The 16,965-nt window shown below is 31.6% G+C and carries 17 protein-coding genes and 1 tRNA gene; 9 read left to right on the top strand and 9 right to left on the bottom strand.

The genetic code is table 11. The annotated features are described in order from the left end of the window. Positions 1-74: 74 nt before the first annotated feature. A complete protein-coding gene (locus tag MRU_RS01940) occupies positions 75-740 on the bottom strand; it encodes a DUF2119 domain-containing protein (RefSeq protein ID WP_012955184.1) in 666 nt (221 codons plus the stop codon). 220 nt (positions 741-960) lie between these two features. Next, positions 961-2,211, bottom strand: coding sequence for an adenosylhomocysteinase (gene ahcY / locus MRU_RS01935; protein WP_012955183.1), 1,251 nt, complete (start codon positions 2,209-2,211; stop codon positions 961-963). A 260-nt stretch (positions 2,212-2,471) separates the two neighbouring features. Between ahcY and MRU_RS01930 the strand changes: the two genes are divergently transcribed. From MRU_RS01930 to MRU_RS01920, 3 genes are all read left to right on the top strand, one after another. Further along, positions 2,472-2,581 (top strand) — tRNA-Met (locus MRU_RS01930). 473 nt (positions 2,582-3,054) lie between these two features. Further along, positions 3,055-4,575 carry an MFS transporter gene (locus MRU_RS01925; RefSeq protein ID WP_012955182.1) on the top strand — a complete coding sequence of 507 codons (1,521 nt, stop codon included), beginning with the start codon at positions 3,055-3,057 and terminating at the stop codon, positions 4,573-4,575. A 290-nt stretch (positions 4,576-4,865) separates the two neighbouring features. Then, positions 4,866-5,327: a DUF308 domain-containing protein gene (locus MRU_RS01920; RefSeq protein ID WP_012955181.1), complete on the top strand. Its 462-nt coding sequence runs from the start codon at positions 4,866-4,868 to the stop codon at positions 5,325-5,327. 312 nt (positions 5,328-5,639) lie between these two features. Here the strand turns inward: MRU_RS01920 and MRU_RS01915 are convergent, their stop codons facing one another. Further along, complete coding sequence (locus tag MRU_RS01915; protein ID WP_012955180.1) at positions 5,640-6,467, bottom strand: DUF4013 domain-containing protein; 828 nt, start codon at positions 6,465-6,467, stop codon at positions 5,640-5,642. Between the two features lie 427 nt (positions 6,468-6,894). On the opposite strand from MRU_RS01915, the gene MRU_RS01910 reads away from it, so the two are divergent. Next, positions 6,895-8,859, top strand: coding sequence for a phage holin family protein (locus tag MRU_RS01910; RefSeq protein ID WP_012955179.1), 1,965 nt, complete (start codon positions 6,895-6,897; stop codon positions 8,857-8,859). 151 nt (positions 8,860-9,010) lie between these two features. On the opposite strand, the gene MRU_RS01905 is transcribed toward MRU_RS01910, so the two are convergent. The 3 genes from MRU_RS01905 to MRU_RS01900 all read right to left on the bottom strand — a co-directional run bounded on the left by MRU_RS01905 (position 9,011) and on the right by MRU_RS01900 (position 11,162). Beyond that, positions 9,011-9,721, bottom strand: coding sequence for a hypothetical protein (locus MRU_RS01905; RefSeq protein ID WP_143714286.1), 711 nt, complete (start codon positions 9,719-9,721; stop codon positions 9,011-9,013). Between the two features lie 440 nt (positions 9,722-10,161). After that, positions 10,162-10,380: a 4Fe-4S binding protein gene (locus tag MRU_RS11290; protein WP_012955169.1), complete on the bottom strand. Its 219-nt coding sequence runs from the start codon at positions 10,378-10,380 to the stop codon at positions 10,162-10,164. An 11-nt stretch (positions 10,381-10,391) separates the two neighbouring features. Then, entirely contained in the window at positions 10,392-11,162 is a 771-nt protein-coding gene (locus MRU_RS01900) for a sulfite exporter TauE/SafE family protein (protein ID WP_227717055.1), read from the bottom strand. Here MRU_RS01900 and MRU_RS12030 point away from each other — a divergent pair. Continuing rightward, on the top strand, positions 11,112-11,249 hold the full coding sequence (locus MRU_RS12030; protein ID WP_227717071.1) for a hypothetical protein: 138 nt from the start codon (positions 11,112-11,114) through the stop codon (positions 11,247-11,249). The two genes, MRU_RS01900 and MRU_RS12030, sit on opposite strands and share 51 nt — an antisense overlap. 15 nt (positions 11,250-11,264) lie before the next feature. On the opposite strand, the gene MRU_RS01895 is transcribed toward MRU_RS12030, so the two are convergent. Continuing rightward, positions 11,265-12,065: an ATP-binding protein gene (locus MRU_RS01895; protein WP_012955176.1), complete on the bottom strand. Its 801-nt coding sequence runs from the start codon at positions 12,063-12,065 to the stop codon at positions 11,265-11,267. Positions 12,066-12,240: 175 nt separating this feature from the next. Between MRU_RS01895 and MRU_RS01890 the strand changes: the two genes are divergently transcribed. Continuing rightward, a complete protein-coding gene (locus MRU_RS01890) occupies positions 12,241-12,627 on the top strand; it encodes a winged helix-turn-helix transcriptional regulator (RefSeq protein ID WP_012955166.1) in 387 nt (128 codons plus the stop codon). Then, on the top strand, positions 12,624-12,956 hold the full coding sequence (locus tag MRU_RS01885; RefSeq protein ID WP_012955165.1) for a DMT family transporter: 333 nt from the start codon (positions 12,624-12,626) through the stop codon (positions 12,954-12,956). Before MRU_RS01890 ends, MRU_RS01885 begins: the two co-directional genes overlap by 4 nt. 33 nt (positions 12,957-12,989) lie before the next feature. Here the strand turns inward: MRU_RS01885 and MRU_RS12135 are convergent, their stop codons facing one another. Beyond that, complete coding sequence (locus tag MRU_RS12135; protein WP_012955175.1) at positions 12,990-13,124, bottom strand: hypothetical protein; 135 nt, start codon at positions 13,122-13,124, stop codon at positions 12,990-12,992. A 228-nt stretch (positions 13,125-13,352) separates the two neighbouring features. On the opposite strand from MRU_RS12135, the gene rhuM reads away from it, so the two are divergent. Both rhuM and MRU_RS11645 read left to right on the top strand, forming a co-directional pair. Next, positions 13,353-14,396 (top strand): RhuM family protein, encoded by a 1,044-nt coding sequence (gene rhuM, locus MRU_RS01880; protein WP_012955174.1) that lies wholly within the window; start codon positions 13,353-13,355, stop codon positions 14,394-14,396. Positions 14,397-14,447: 51 nt separating this feature from the next. Continuing rightward, complete coding sequence (locus tag MRU_RS11645) at positions 14,448-14,636, top strand: hypothetical protein (RefSeq protein WP_116592758.1); 189 nt, start codon at positions 14,448-14,450, stop codon at positions 14,634-14,636. Here the strand turns inward: MRU_RS11645 and MRU_RS01875 are convergent. After that, a complete protein-coding gene (locus MRU_RS01875; RefSeq protein WP_083777622.1) occupies positions 14,586-16,571 on the bottom strand; it encodes an ABC transporter transmembrane domain-containing protein in 1,986 nt (661 codons plus the stop codon). The genes MRU_RS11645 and MRU_RS01875 overlap by 51 nt on opposite strands. Positions 16,572-16,965: the final 394 nt, after the last annotated feature.

Below are 16,965 nucleotides of genomic sequence, written 5' to 3'. Positions count from 1 at the left end.
GGAAAATAAAAACCATAAAAAATAAGAAAAAAGCCCCAACAAGTGGGAATTAAAACATAAGAATAGAAAATACCCTAATAACGTGGAAAATTCAATCCATAAATTATTTTAACGTATTTTAAAGCAAGATCAGCCTGTTTCTTATAATCCTTTAAAACTCTTTTTTCAAAGTCATCCCTATTCTTGCTAAGGGTAATCAGTCTTAAAAAGGCCATATACTCCTTTACAGACAAGTCATAATCAAAATCGTATTTTTCAAGCAATTCATCATCACTAAGCTTTAAGTCTTCTCCTCTGAATATAGGAAACTCTAAAGTTTGACATATTGCTTCTTTAGTGAAATGCTTACGTCTAATCAAAGGAGAAACAGAACTGCACAATACATATTGACCACAATCGATTAAAGGAGGAATCCCTTCGCTGTCAAGCCTATCAAGACTAGTCAATCTATCAAAATGCTTAATATTATATGAATGAAGTTCTGTATAAAAATCAGGCTTGTAATAATCTACCAAATCCAATATCTTCTTGCCTTGTTCTGATTGATAAAATTCCCTATGTATTGTAGAGATATATGGAGTCCTGTCAAAATTATAAATGTAAATCTGTCCAGAGGAAAAATCCTCTCTTTTTAGAAGCTTGATTAAAGGAAGGACATGCTTGCCTTCATCCCCATGAACTCCTCCGATAAATAGCTTTGTAGGGCCTTCTCCATTATCAATATAGCGAAAATAAGACATGATATCAGTTAATTAAATTATTAAAATCAAATAGATTATAAAAATGAAAATAAATAAAAAATAAAAATAAATAGAAAAAATTAATCCTCTAAAAGAGGATAAATTTAAAATAAAAATAAAAAATTAACCATTTAAATGATTATGAATTTAATATAAAATAAAAAAATCAACCATTTAAATGAGAATAATTTTAAAAAAATAATAAAGATTGAAGGTGAAATTAAGTACCTTCTCTCCAGTCCGCAAGATAATCTTTCTGACGTTCGGAAAGGTCGTCAATTTCAATTCCCATAGCTTTAAGCTTTAATCTGGCAACTTCATCATCAATGCTGTCCGGTGCCTTTTCAACACCTAATGACAAGTCATTTTCTACAATGTATTTGGCAGATAATGCTTGCACAGCAAAACTCATGTCCATGATTTCAGCAGGGTGTCCTTGTCCTCTTGCTGCTGCAAGGTTTACAAGTCTTCCGTCTGCTAAAAGATAAATTTTTCTGCCGTCTTTCATGGTAAACATTTCAATGCTTTCTCTAACCTCTTCGCAGCTTACTGATTGTGCTTCAAGGTCGCCTCTGTTGATTTCCACATTGAAGTGGCCTGAGTTTGAGAGCATGCATCCGTCTTTCATGTATTTGAAGTCATCTCCATGGATGATGTCTATGTTTCCTGTTACGGTTACTACAAGGTCTGCGATTTTCACTGCTTCTCTAATTTTCATTACTCTGTAACCATCCATTCTTGCTTCAAGTGCTCTGATTGGGTCTACTTCTGTTACAATTACGTTTGCTCCGAGTCCTGCTGCTCTTGATGCTACTCCACGACCGCACCAGCCGTATCCGCAGACGACTACGTTTTTACCTGCGATAAGCATGTTGGTGGTTCCCATGATTGCGTCAAGGGAGGATTGTCCGGTTCCGTAACGGTTGTCAAATAAATATTTGGTGTATGCGTCGTTTACTGCGATGACTGGGAACTTAAGTGCTCCGTCTGCATGCATTGCTTCCAATCTGTGTACACCGGTTGTTGTCTCTTCACAAGCCCCTTTGATGTTTTCCAATAGCTCTGGGCGTTTTTCGTGAAGGTACATGATCATGTCTGCACCGTCGTCGATGATTACATCTGGCTTGTGGGAAAGTACATTGTCGATAGCTTCGTAGTATTCTTCATCAGTTTGTTCTCTCCAGCCGTATATGTGTAATCCGAGAGCTGCTGCACCTGCTGCAGCATCATCGTGAGTGGATAATGGATTGCAGCCAGTCATTGCAACTTCAGCGCCACCAGCTTGTAAGGTCAAACCTAAATTAACAGTTTTAGGTTCTAAATGTAAACATGAACCAATAGTGATTCCTTCAAAAGGCTTTTCTTCTTCAAATTGTTTTTTAATATGTTCAAGAACAGGCATATGCTTTTGAACCCATTTGATCTTACGAATACCTTCATCCGCAAGAGACATGTCTTTAACATTGCTCATAAATATAACCTCTGTTTTTTTAAAAAATTAATAATAAAAGTGAATCTTAAAATATTTTTCAATGAAACTCCACAAACTATGAAATTCCAAATATTCTTTTCAATGAAACTCCACAAACTATGAAATTCCAAATATTTTTCAACTTATTATTATATCATTATATAATTATGATAAAAGTTCTATAAAAAATTATTGAAAAAAATCGAATAAAACCAAAAGTATATAAACTATAAACAATATAAATTTTATTACTGTCTGATGCCGGGGTGGCTCAGCTGGTTAGAGCGCACGGCTCATAGGGTAACTAAGCGTGCTCTGACTTTTTTCCTGGGATACCGTGAGATCGCGGGTTCGAATCCCGCCCCCGGCATCCAATCCCAGGAATCTTTACATCATAACTCTTTTTTTAACTAATTTTATCAAATTTTATACATAATTAACTAATTTTACAGTATTAATATAATAATTAGTCATTCTTAACAAATTTAATACATAATAAACTAATTTTACAAGACTAATATAATAATTAACCATCCATAACAAACTTAAGACAAAACAATAAACTAATTTTACAAGACTAATATGAAAATAATATGGTTAATAAATAAATATATACAATAAGGGCTTCATTTTCCAAAGTAAGTTGTTTTCAACCAAAATATTGAAGTTAAACTCCAAAAAATCAAAAAATAAGGCAACTCCTTAAAAAATATCCAAAACTATTTAATTAAACAAAAAGAGAATTACATATGACATAATGTCCCTATAAAAAACATAAACTAATTATGATTTTTATATTAGACCATACGGTTAAATGTGATAATTATTGGAGGATTAAAAAATATGAATGAAACCATTAAGGAAAATTCTTGGGTTCCACTAATAGTCGTGGCTCTTGCTTCCTTTATTGTAGCTTTAGACGCTACATTCATGAATGTGAGTATTTCACAGGTTGTTGTTGACTTGAATACTGACGTCAGTACAATTCAATCAATCATGTCATTTTATACTCTCATCACTGCAGCATTTATGCTCTTAAGTGCAAAGCTTCAAGACATAGTGGATAAAAAGAAACTGTTTTTAATAGGTACTGCTCTTTATGGTGTAGGTACATTCACCGCATCAATAAGTTCAAGTGCTGGAATGTTATTTGTTGGATGGGCAGCAATTGAAGGTGTTGCTGGTGCATTAATGATGCCTGCAACCGTTTCCATCATAAGTGGAACATATTCTGGTGAAAAACGTACAGTTGCTTTGGCGATTGTAGGTGTTATGGGTGCAGTTGCAGCCGCTGTAGGCCCACTCTTCGGTGGGGTCATGACAACATTTTTAAGTTGGAGATATGGATTTGCAGTTGAATTGATAATCGTTTTCGTTATTTTAATATTCAGAAATAGCATACCTCATTTCGAACCTACTGAATCTAGAAGCGATTTAGACATTTCAGGCGCTATAATTTCATTTATCGGCCTTGTTTTATTAGTACTAGGTATCTTGTCACTATCTAAAGATTTCACAACAAGCATAGGCATAATTGTAGTAGGATTAATTGCATTAGTTGCCTTTGCATACTTTGAAATCAGAAGAAAAAGAAATGGCAAAGTACCATTACTTGATATGGAACTATTTAAAGACAGAAATTTACGTGTAGGAACTATAATTTTGTTATTATCTTACCTTGCAATGGGTGGGGGATTATTTGCAGTTTCCCTATTCTTGCAAAGCGTATTGCAGTTAAATGCATTCAATACTGGTGTGACTACTCTTCCATTAACTTTAGGTTTGCTTATTTTTGCAGTATTGGCTCCAAGTTTAACAGAAAAATTAAGTCACAAGAAAATTATGGCAATAGGATGCATAATGGCAATTATTGGATGTTTAATGTTAAGTTATCAATTTAGACTTGATACAACACTTTGGACATTATTACCAGGATTATTAGTATTAGGTGCTGGACTTGGTTTCATTATGGCTTTATGTACTGATATTTCATTAAGCAATATTCCTGCAGAAAGTCAAAATAACGCATCAGGTGTTAATTCAACCGGTACCTCATTAGGTGAATCAATGGGTACAGCAGTTATTGGAATAATTTTAATTCTCGGAGTTATGGGCGGTATCAGCACTGCTGTCGATACCTATGCACCAGATCATTCAGGAGACGAACAATTCCAACTTGAAGTTGCAAATTACTTCCAAAAAGTTGCTACTATAGATGATCTTAAACAGGACAGTACCCTTGTAGATGTTGCAAACATCATTATTCAAAATACCATGGCATTCGTAATGCAGGTAACAGCTCTCATTATGGGAGTGGTTTTCCTTCTAACGTTACGGCTAAAGGATAACAAAATTAAACAATGAGAGTTAATCTCTCATTATTCTTTTTTTTAATTTTAATTTTTTCTTGATTTTTAAACAAAATTTCTATTTTTTCTTATGAATTTTTTAAACAAATAAATCTATTTTTTCATAAAAATTTTAAAATAAATAATTTCTATTTTTGCTTATTTTGTGTTATAAAAGCAAATTCTTAAAATACTATGATAACTAAGTCAATAATTAAATATTAATACCTACATAATTAATATTAAAAGCATAAATGCTTTTAAATTTCTCACTTAAGTGAGTAATAAAAATTTAGGAGGAAAAACATGGAACCTAATAAAGTATCTGGAATATTATCCATAATTTTAGGATTAATTTTCATAATTTTCCCTTTGGTTAGTTCCGGATTAGTATCCATCATGATTGGAGTTAGCTTACTATTCTTAGGTATAGCATCAATTCTAACCGAATTTTCAGCACTCAATATAATTATTGGAATTCTTGCAATCATATTCGGTTTGCTATTCATATTCAACATTGATGCATTGTCCTTCCTTTTAGGATTCCAATTCTACATTATTGGTATCTTAATGATCTTAATAGGTGTAGCAGGTATCTTTGCAGGAGAAGGCGTATCAAAGATTGCTTCAATATTGATTATAATCTTAGGTGTTATTGCATTAGGCCTTGGAGGCTTTTCACTTACCCAACCGATTTTCGCTGCAGTACTTATAGGCGTAGCTTTAATCACCCAAGGTGTAAGGTTATATGTAGCACCAAAAAATTAAATAAGCAATCTTTTGATTGCTTATAACTTTTTTTTAAATTTTTCAACTATACCACATGAACTAAATTTTTAAATTTATTTTAACCAATAAAAAAATCATTACTTCTTTTTAAAGTTTTTCAACCAATAATTAAAGATTTACATATCTAAACCATAGAAACATCATTTTAAAGATTTAAAGGTATAAATGAAGTTTAATCCCTAAAAAATTAAGTTATTGTGAACACACTGATAAAAAAAAAGATAAGACCTAATTTAAAATAATAAACTAAAAACAGATTTAAAAAAAAAGAAAAAAGAATAGCTTAAAATATTAAGCTATATCAGAATATAATAATCCAGTAGCCCTTTGAGCAAAGAATACTAAGTATGGGCTTATTATAATTGAAAGAATTGATAATGTTGGCACATAGTTAAATATAACAGATGTAACCATCCCAATAACACCAATAATTACAAAAACTAATAAGATTACTATAATTACTTTACGTACACCAATTCGTTTTATATCTTTAGCTGCTTCAAAAATGTTTAAAGCTTCACTTAAACTACCCGTATTTGCCAATCTTGCTTCAGCCATGGATTGGAGGAATAAAAAGATTACAAATACAATTAGAGCAACAATAATGAGAATAGCTAAAGGAACTATTAATTCAATTATTGCTTGAGACAATGCCTCAAATGCAATATCCGGAGAACTTGTCAAGAAAATATTTGGATAGAGTGAAGAAATCTCTTGAGCAACTGCCATAAGTTTGTCATTAATATTTATAAGATATCCTACAACTCCCACAATAAAAGCAGGAATTATAAAGTAAACGATTGCAACAATAAAGTTTAAAAAACCTGTAATAAAATTATCCCACCATTTAAACTCAGGAACTTCATCATCAAGGTCAATACCAGATTTAATAATGCTGATTTCATAACCAGACATTACCCATCCAATTAACATTGCAAATACAAGAGTTAATCCGCCTATTAAAATGTACTCAGAGCCAATAAACCCTAATAAATAGGAGAATATTCCTCCAAAAGTAAATGTTGCAACTAATACTGACAATACAACATAAATTGAGAAGGTTCCTAAGTTTTTAGATGGAAATAGAAAAGAATCTTTAATTATTTCCATTATTTCCATATTAACACCCATAATATAATTTTAAAACTCTCTAATGAGACATTAATATTTTTTTTAAAAAGTAATATTTAAAATTTGTTTAAAAAAAATAAGAATTAAAAATAAGAATTTAAAAGATTAAGGATTTAAAAAGATAAGATAAAAAAAGATTAGAAAATAGATAAAAAAGATTAACGATTTAAAAAGATAAGATAAAAAAAGATTAGAAAATAGATAAAAAAGATTAACGATTTAAAAAGATAAGATAAAAAAAGATTAGAAAATAGATAAAAAAGATTAAAAAAAATAACAATGAACAATACAAAAGAATAAATAATTAATTTTCATTAGAATATATACTATAAAGTACAAACTTTAAATATATAATGTTTAATTTACAAACCTACTTTGTTCTAAAATTTTAAAATTAATACTTGGCGCTGATTATATGGAAATTATTAAGGGAAAAGAAATTCCGAAAAAAAGTTTAAAAAGAAGTTTAATCGTATTTATTGGAAATATGATAGGAATATATCTTATAAGTATTTTAGGTTTAGGAGTCGAAATTAGCCAAACTGGTGACATATTCCTTTTAGTATTATTCCTAGGTATAGTAAATGCAATACTCTGGCCTATTTTAACAAGAATAGCTATGCCATTTTTAGTATTGACCTTCGGAATAGGTTCATTAATATTAAACGGACTCCTTCTTCAATTACTCGCACCATCATTTGGAATAGAAATCAAAGGTGCTGCAATGATTCTTGCACCTTTAGGAATGGCGGCCGTTACAACAGTGCTATCTAGCTTAATAACAATTAATGATGACAGTTCCTATTACAGATCCGTTTTAAATGATGCCAAAAAGAATGCAAAAAATGAAGTCAAGGATTATCCAGGCGTTATAATCGTTGAAATTGACGGACTTGCATATAATGTTTTATGTGAAGCAGTTGAAAAAGGAGACATGCCAACTCTTAAAAAAATGATTGAAAGCGAAGACTACAATCTTAGAATGTGGGAAACTGACTTGTCTTCCCAAACCGGTGCAAGCCAGGCAGGAATCCTTCATGGAAATAATGAAGGCATCGTTGCATTCAGATGGATAGAAAAGAGCAATGGCAATCAGATGATGCAATGCTCTGGAATCAGCAATGTGCCGGAATTGGAAAAGAGAATTTCAGATGGTAATGGATTGCTTGTAGAAAATGGAGCAAGCAGATCTAATTTATTCTCTGGAGATACTGACAATGTAATATTTACATTCAGTAAGATAATGGACTTTGGAAAACTCTATAATAAGGCATGGTACTCAGTATTTTCCAATCCAAGCAATTTTGCACGTATTGTCTCATTGTTCCTTGCAGATATTGTACGTGAAATCTGGTCACAAATCACACATTCCATCAAAAACATAAGGCCAAGAATCAACCGTGGAATAGCTTATATTCCAACAAGAGCTGCTACAAACGTCTTTATGAGAGAAATCAACACTTCAACCTTAATCGGAGACATGATGGTTGGAGATGTTGATGTTGCATACTCAACATATTTAGGCTATGACGAAATAGCTCACCACTCTGGAGTCAGAGACAGTGACGCATGGATAGCATTAAGGCAAATGGACCAGCAAATCAAACACTTGACCGATGCAAACAAATATTCTCCAAGAGATTATCAATTCGTAATTCAATCTGACCATGGCCAAACAAACGGAGCCACATTTACCCAAAGATATGGTCAAACCTTTGAGGACTTTGTAAAATCATTGCTTCCAGAAGACATGACCATGTTTGCAAAAATGACTTCAAATGATGACCATTTTGTAGGGGATTACACTCCATTTGCAAGAAAAGATAAAAAAATAGAGAAAGAGAAAGAAGAAGCTAAGGAATTAAGTGACTCTGAAGTAATTGTACTGGCTTCAGGTAACCTTGCAATGATCTATTTAACCCAATGGACTAATAGATTAAGCTATGAGGAACTTAACAGCTATTTCCCTGAACTGATACCTGGCCTTATAAATAATGAATATGTTGGTTTTATTTTAGTTAAATCCCAAGAACATGGCGATTTAGCCATTGGAAAGAATGGAACATACTACTTAGACAGGGATGAAATCGATGGTGAAAACCCTCTTCTTGGATTTGGAGACAATATCGTTAAACATCTAAAAAGAACCAGTTCATTTGAACATACACCAGATATCTTGGTTAACAGTTTCTATGATGAGGAAGCTGATGAGGTATGTGCATTTGAAGAATTGGTTGGAAGCCATGGAGGAGCAGGCGGAGATCAATCCAAACCGTTCATATTGTACCCTTCAAGCTGGAATGTCAGCGATGATGAAATCATCGGTGCAGAAAACATCTATAAACTATTAAAAGAGAATTTAGCTGAATTAAAAAAATAACTAACACTAAAAAAACTATAAATAACTGTAATTTAAATGTTAAAAAATAATAGAAAAAACAATAAGATATGGTCACCACCAACCATATCTAAAAAAAAATAAGTAGTTAAAAACAAGAATAGAAAAGATATGGGCACAATTAATCCATATCTTATTCTTTATTATTACTATTTTTAATTAATGATTCCAACTCATCTAAACGTTTGTTTAACTCTTTTTCACGTTTTTGATTATGTCTCATCATAATTGCAGCGGTTAATGTTGCAGTACCTACACCAGATATGATGTATCCGCTCCAAACTAAAACCAAACTGGTCAATTTACCAATGCCTGAGTTACCAAGTATTGCATAACCATTACTTGTAAATGCATTTGAAACCATTACAGCAGAATTTAAAGGTTCAACACCTTCCACAAATAGTGTGATAATGAAGCTTATAAAAACTATAGCGAATAATAGTATGATTGTTATTCCAAGCCCATTTGTTTCAGTATATTTCCTAAATTTATCGAAGTATACCTTGATGAAATATGCATAAACAAGAATATGCATCAAATAAATTGGCCAAATCATTAGAAAATCATTGAAAACAAGGAATATTATAGCTTCAAAAGGAACCAAGAGGAAGAACAATATCTTATTTTTCAAATAACTATAATCCAAAGTTAAAGCGACATAGACTGACACAAGAATTTGTAAAACAGCAATCGCGAATACCTCATTAGCTTGAACTATCATGATGTATAATATAAAAGCAAAGAATATTAACATCATTACCAAATAATAAACTTGCTTTAATGTTTCAAGTTCCTCATCAGGGAAATATTCTCCTGGATTTAAAATTCTGCTTTTACTATTCAATAATCTTACATGAATAAATTTTCCAACTGCAAATAACACACCAAATATTAAAATTGGAATTATTAATTCACAGACAACTTTAAAAATCTCCATATTAATACATATATCAATACATATATTTTAATCTTTTATTTTTTTTAAGGGGTTTGTCAATAAATATAGCTAGGTTCATTAACTTCCTTTACATCATCACTCTCTTTTACCTCACCAATCAGCAATGGCGAATTAGGATTATGCAACTTTTGGTTCTTTTTAACCAGCTTCATGTTGCTGTTGGCGTAACACACTTTAAATTATCTACTACTTTTTAGTGAATTTTGTTTCCACATTTAACAAACAAATATAACTTGTCAAATGCCTTACAAAAATTGGACATACAAACCATTAACCTATATAAAAATCTTAACTGTTATGAGATACTCATCAATTTTTCAATTATCCTAAGATTTTTTAATCTTATAATATAATAGATATAAAAAGTGTTTAAAAATAACTGATTTTGTAAAAACATTGTTTTGACAAGTTTCTACACATTTTGAGCAATGCCTGCACTTTTCAATATCCATCAGAATATAATCATCAAATGTTTGAATCAGATTAAAATCACATGCCTTTGCACATTCCCCACAACCAATACAATTTTTCCATACCTTATACATACAAATCAAAATTATATTATGCTTAATATTATGTCGAATACACCCATCATTTGAAGGCCAATATATGATATTACGATTACCTGCAGCGCTTTTAATTTTGTAGGATTGATTTTTTTAGATAGGTTAGCAGCATATCCGGATACAATAATGCTAGTTATTGTTAAAAATACGAATTGAAGCAAGTTGACATAACCTAATGAAAAATCCGGCAATCCTTGAACACCCCAACCTAAAACAATATAACAGATTACCCCTGCAAGTGTGGTTGCGATGCTTAATGCTGAAGTTGTTCCGATAGTATTTGTTATTGGATATCTCAAATATGCCACGAAAATCGGTATGATAAATGCTCCTCCTGCGGGACCTATCAATCCGCTTGCAAGACCACATGCAAATGCAATAGAGTAAAATAATCCTGCATCAGTTTTAATATTATCTAAAGAGGTAGGAGATTTTATTAAAACTAAAAATACTGTTGATACTATACATATTACACCAAACAAAATCTTTAAAACCTCAACATCTATGTATTGAGATATGACTGCACCCAGAATGGCACCTACAAAACCAAAGACCATCATTGGTTTTAGGTGCTGTTTTACTATTAGATTGTTTTGTTTGTGCTTTCGTGTACTGTTTATCATCGTGACACAGATAACTGCAAGACCTGTTGCAAAGGTAACCGTTAGGGACGTTTTAGGATCACATCCAATTGAGGTTAAAAGATAATATTGGATTGGAGTGATTACAATTCCACCGCCAATCCCCAAAAGGCCTGCCATGAAACCTGCAAAGCAACCTCCAATCAACAGCAAAACAACATAAAAAAGCAAATCCATTATTGCACCATGCGCCCTATTGAAATTTAAATCTTAATCAAATCTTTAAATTTTTGCACAGATTTCCTTAATTTCACCTTCTACTTCCTCAAGGTTAATTTCTTTTTGGGAAAGGTTGCTTTGAGCTATGTGTGAATTATATTCAAGTTCCCCAACGACAGATATGTCATCATCCAATTGTTCCAATACCAAATCTTTAGTATTTTCATCAATTTTATTCAATATTACCATATATTCTTTGGATGCCTCTTTTGATAATGATCCTATTTTATTTGCCAACAATATTGCATCGCTTGACGGGTCAACTATTGAAATGAGTTTGTCTGCAGACTCAATTACTCCTCTTCCAATGTGTTCTATTCCCGCTGAGGTGTCGACCAATATTACTTCATTGTCTTGTAATTCAATGTGATTTAGGAAGTCTCTTGTAAGATTTCCCATCGGACAGGCACAGCCTTCATCAGGGTCGTTGATTTTTCCGGATTCAATGAATCCTATATTTCCGTTCCATGTCACATAATCGGAAGGTAAATCTGATAATTTCATATTATCCAAAATATCTATTGAATCTGAGGCTGCGCCATCTTTCAGGTTGATTTTTTCTAAAACCATACCTTTAATTCCTACTTTTAAAATTTCACCCATTATCTTATCTCTTCCACCATAATATTCCATTAATGAAGTGTCTGCAACATCAACATTAAGCATCTTGTTCAATCCGAGGTTTCCCTCATCCATATCAATTATTAATACTTTATTGTTTTTTGACAATTCCTTTGCAATTAATGATATGAATGTGCTCTTTCCACATCCTCCTCTTCCATTGATAAATATTTTTTCTTTCATTTAATTCACTTTCCATAATTTGTGTTTTAAATTATATTATAAATAAACTACAATTAAAAGGTTTTGTAACAAAAAGGTAACAAAAATAATAAGTAACCGTGTGATATCCTCTTTAAAGTAATACTTTTTAAAAATATTTAAAGGAAAAGGTTTAAATTTAACAATAGGTGCAAAAATGACAATTAAAAGAAAATTTGATAAACTGCCCCCATACTGTCAATTTGAAAAAAATCTGAATCTTATTAAAAACAAATGGACAGTATACATTTTAAGGGACATGATTCTTGGAAAAAAATATTTCAGCGATTTCAAAGAGGACAAGCCTGAACTGTCCAATAAAATCCTAACACAAAGACTTAAGGAACTGGAAGAAAACAACATCATCGAAAAAAACATCAAAGATAATGAAACATCATATCACCTGACTGAAAAAGGCCACAGGCTTCAAAACATATTATACGAACTCGCCATTTTCAATCTTGAAGAGGAATATCATGGAGAGGAACTGGAAAAAATTAAAAAAGAATTTGAACAGTTAAAATATGGGGGAAACCAAAAATGAATAATATTGCTTATCTTTTACTTGCAATTCTATTTGAAACCAGTGCCACATCACTGTTAAAAGTTGCTGAAGGTTTCACTAAACCATTGCCAACAATAGCATCAATCATATTATACATATTATCATTTTACAGTCTCAGCAACTGCCTAAAAACAGCACCAATAGGAGTTGCATATGCCATTTGGTCAGCATTGGGAATCGTGCTTGTGACAATTGTAGGGATTATCGCTTTCAAACAGACCCCTGATTGGGCTGCTATCCTTGGACTTTTACTTATCATTATAGGTGTAGGGGTGCTAAATCTATTCTCAAAAATGAGCTTACATTAATTATGAATTATTTTTTAAAAAAAAAACTAAAAGTCAAAACAACTTAGTTTGTAAATCAATATAGCTAGGTTCATTAACTTCATTTACAACATCCCCATCTTTAACATCCCCAATCAGCAACGGTGAATCTGGATCATGCAACTTCTGGTTCCTTTTGACCAACTTCATGTTGCTGTTGGCGTAACAATATAGAAATTATCTACTACTTTTAGTGAAATTTGTTCTACAACATACGAACAGATAAGGGCGAAAAGTAGCGGAATTATCTACTACTTTAGCAATAGATATTAAACAAATATTACTTATCAAATGCTCTAACAAAAATTGGATATAATAATCATTAACATATATAAAACCAATTATAAAAATTTTTAAATTAAACCAAGGAGGAAGTGTATGCCCGAATTCAAACTTATTGAAAAGTTACTATACAAAAGCGAACAGAACGATATAGAAGCTGAGTTTATAATTGGAAACGAAACATTATGGTCAAGTCAAAAAGTCATAGCAGAAATATTTGGAACAACATCAGCCAATATTTCAATGCATTTCTCAAATATAATCCAAGAAGGAGAGCTAGATGAAAAAGAAGTAAGCATATCTTCTAAAGACCTTTTTAAAGACAATCCCAATTTTATTAAGAAATCCTTAAAAAAATCAAATAATCGAGGTAGGCCCCAAAAATGGTATAATCTTGACGCAATCATATCAATAGGATACAGAATAAACAGTAAAGAAGCAACACAGTTCCGCCGTTGGGCCAATAAAATATTAAAGGAATATATGATAAAAGGATTTGTCATCGATAAAGAACTTCTGAAAAAAGGTGGAAGATTTACAGAAGACTATTTCGATGAATTATTAGAAACCATACGAGAAATAAGGGCTTCAGAGAGAAGATTCAATCAAAAAATCACAGACATTTATGCAACAAGCTTTGATTATAACAAAGATGCAGACATAACAAAAGAATTCTTTGCCACAGTACAAAACAAACTGATATTTGCAATAAGCAACCATACTGCAGCAGAACTCATAGAAACACGAAGCGATATTGAAAATCCTCATATGGGCTTGACAACCTGGAAAAAAGCACCAAATGGAAAAATACTACAAAGTGACGTGGTCATATCCAAAAATTATTTGAATCAAAATGAATTATCAAGATTAAATAGTTTAGTAGAAGGTTTTTTGAATTTAGCCGAATCACGCGCAGAGGATAGAATCCCAATGGGTATGAAAGATTGGAAAGAACTGCTGGATGACTACCTTAAACTTCGAAGGCTGCCAATTCTTGTTGGCAAAGGTAAGATATCTGCTGAAGAAGCACGAGAACATGTGCTTGAAAAATATGAAAAATTCAGAGTAGTGCAAGATGAAAACTTCATTTCTGACTTTGATCAAATGATTTTAGATATTAAACGTCTAGAAGGAAAATAATATAATTTAGTTTAAAATAATTTTTGTTGTAAATCAATATAACTGAGTTCATTGACTTCTTTTACAACAACACCAATCATCAATGGCAAATCGGATTATGAAACCTCAAAGAATTATTCAAAAAAAGCATCAATTCAAATTGCAAGAATAATTGAGCTTACATCAGACATCAAGATGATTGAAATTCAATTATTTATCGTTTTTATAGTCAATGATTGCAAATATCCTTTTGATGCTTGAAAATGAAGTTTCAATAGTGGCCATCGAGGAACTTAGCTTTTTAATAGGATCTGTTAATAATTGCCCATACATAATAACTGCCAATAGAGTCCCTATCTGAATCTCATTACCTGCTAAAAAGTAAATCCCCGCAATATAAACAGTTATCTTACTTATATTTGTTAAAAGGGTTGTAACAGGCACCATAAAATTAGTAACGTTTTTGGATTTGACATAATAGTCAATTACAGTTTGATTCATTTTTTTAAACCCTTTTTCATGGAATGAATCACGATTTGACAGGCCTCTTTCAAAATAGCTCATCAATCTCCCCAACTGCATTTGATGACCATCGTAATAGTTTTTAGATTTGACATCACATACATAAAAGCAAACGGCATAAACCGGCAATATCACAAGGTATATTAAGCTCAACCTGAAGTCTGTCATCACAATCAACACTATTACAAAGACTATAAATAGAATCTGCGCATAAATTTCAGTAAATTTAGATGAAACAAACTCCCTGATGTTCATCACATCGTTGTTTAGTCTGGATAGAACAAGACCCTTTGAATTTTCCTGAATGAAATCGGAACCAACAGCATCAAGCTTATCAAATAATTTCACTCTTAAATCATATGCTACTTTTTCACCTGTGGCCCCCATGATTCTCTTTGGAGGTAATTTAAACAGATATCCTACTGAATACAATACCAGCAACAGGGCAAGACTAATGTAGATAGCAGGGTCATTAGTTGAATTCCAATTGGAAGCCAATAAATCAACTGTTTTTCCGGCAACTTTTGGGGCATAAACCATGCACAATGTGGATATCGTAAGTAAAATCATTGATATTCTTACTTTGGCCTTATCCTCTTTTAACAATGCAGTGAATTTTTCAGAGATACCCTTTCTTTCATCCCATATGCCCTTAGCCTCTTGAGCAATATCCTCCTCAACAATCTCTATTTCCTTCAGATTATCATTTGTATTGGATTTTATGATTTTATCTTCAATATTCAAGACTTCCTCCAAACGCACAGAAGTGGCATATGCACGTGGCCATCTGTCAATTAATGCAGGAATATTAGCTAGAGTAGTGATGAAGTAGGCAACATATACCAGAATAATGAATGAATCAATTACACTATCAGTTTCAAATCCAATGGTGTATCCTGAATTAACCATTGCCAATGTAACCAGGACAATAACATATAAACCCCACATTAATATTGGTCCGAGGTAACATTGACTTTTAATATAGATGACATTTTTATCATAGGAGTTCTCACATGCCTTTTCAAATTCGACTTCATACTCCTGTTTGTTAAATGGAATCCTGCCAGCTATATCATTGATTTTGGATAAGAATAATAAATTTAGTTTACCATATGTCTTTTTAGCTCTGAAAAATATTTCCACAATCTGTTTCATTCTAAAAATTATGATTGCAGAAAGAACACCAATAAATCCTAAGAAAAATAATGCATAAGTTCCATCAATCAATGCTATTTCATATACAATTGCTACGAATGTAACTGGAATAAGCATTAACTGTTCGAGTATCATCACTATAAATCCCTGTTCGGAGGACATACCTCTGGTTGACCTTGTAACTAGCCCTGAAATTTTAAATTTATCAATTTCCTCACGAGGCAAGTTCATCAGAATATGGAATATTTTCTCACGGACAGTATATGCTGATTTTGAAGCCACTCTTGTTGTGAGAAAAGAGATGACATAAACGGCAATCATTGAAATGACGGTATACATTAACATATATAATCCTGATTTGAAAAGCAAATCAACGTTCTGTTCTTTGACTCCAGTCAAAGCCGCACCGAACAAATCAATTATTTCCATTTGAACGAATGTCTGAATGATTATTAATGCGAAAATAAACACTATTGTTTTCCATTGGAATTTTAATGCAACACTCAAAAACTTTTTCATGATAATAATTTAGTTTTAAAATTATAAATATTACATTATATGCAAAACATATCTTTTAATATATTCCACATACCACCAATTAAGTAATTATACTATTCATATTTAAGTAATTATACTAATTTTATTTAAGCAATTACTAATTTATTTTAAGAAATATATCAAAAAAAATAAATAAAAAATTTAATCATATTTTTATAGATATTATTAATTATAAACTATTTAAAATTATTTATTTTAATAATAAACGATTAAAATAAAATAAAACAATATTTAAGAATGATAACAATATTATAATTTCAAAACAATAATTTTATTGGCGAAATCAAATCAATGTTTGTTGGCTGTCAATATAGCTGGGTCATTTACCTCTTTTACAACTCCCTCTCTTTAATCT

It is taken from the genome of Methanobrevibacter ruminantium M1, assembly GCF_000024185.1.
GTDB classification, from domain to species: domain Archaea; phylum Methanobacteriota; class Methanobacteria; order Methanobacteriales; family Methanobacteriaceae; genus Methanobrevibacter; species Methanobrevibacter ruminantium.
The sequence above is the reverse complement of the archived record's forward strand: the minus strand, read 5'-3'. Positions and strand labels throughout refer to the sequence as shown.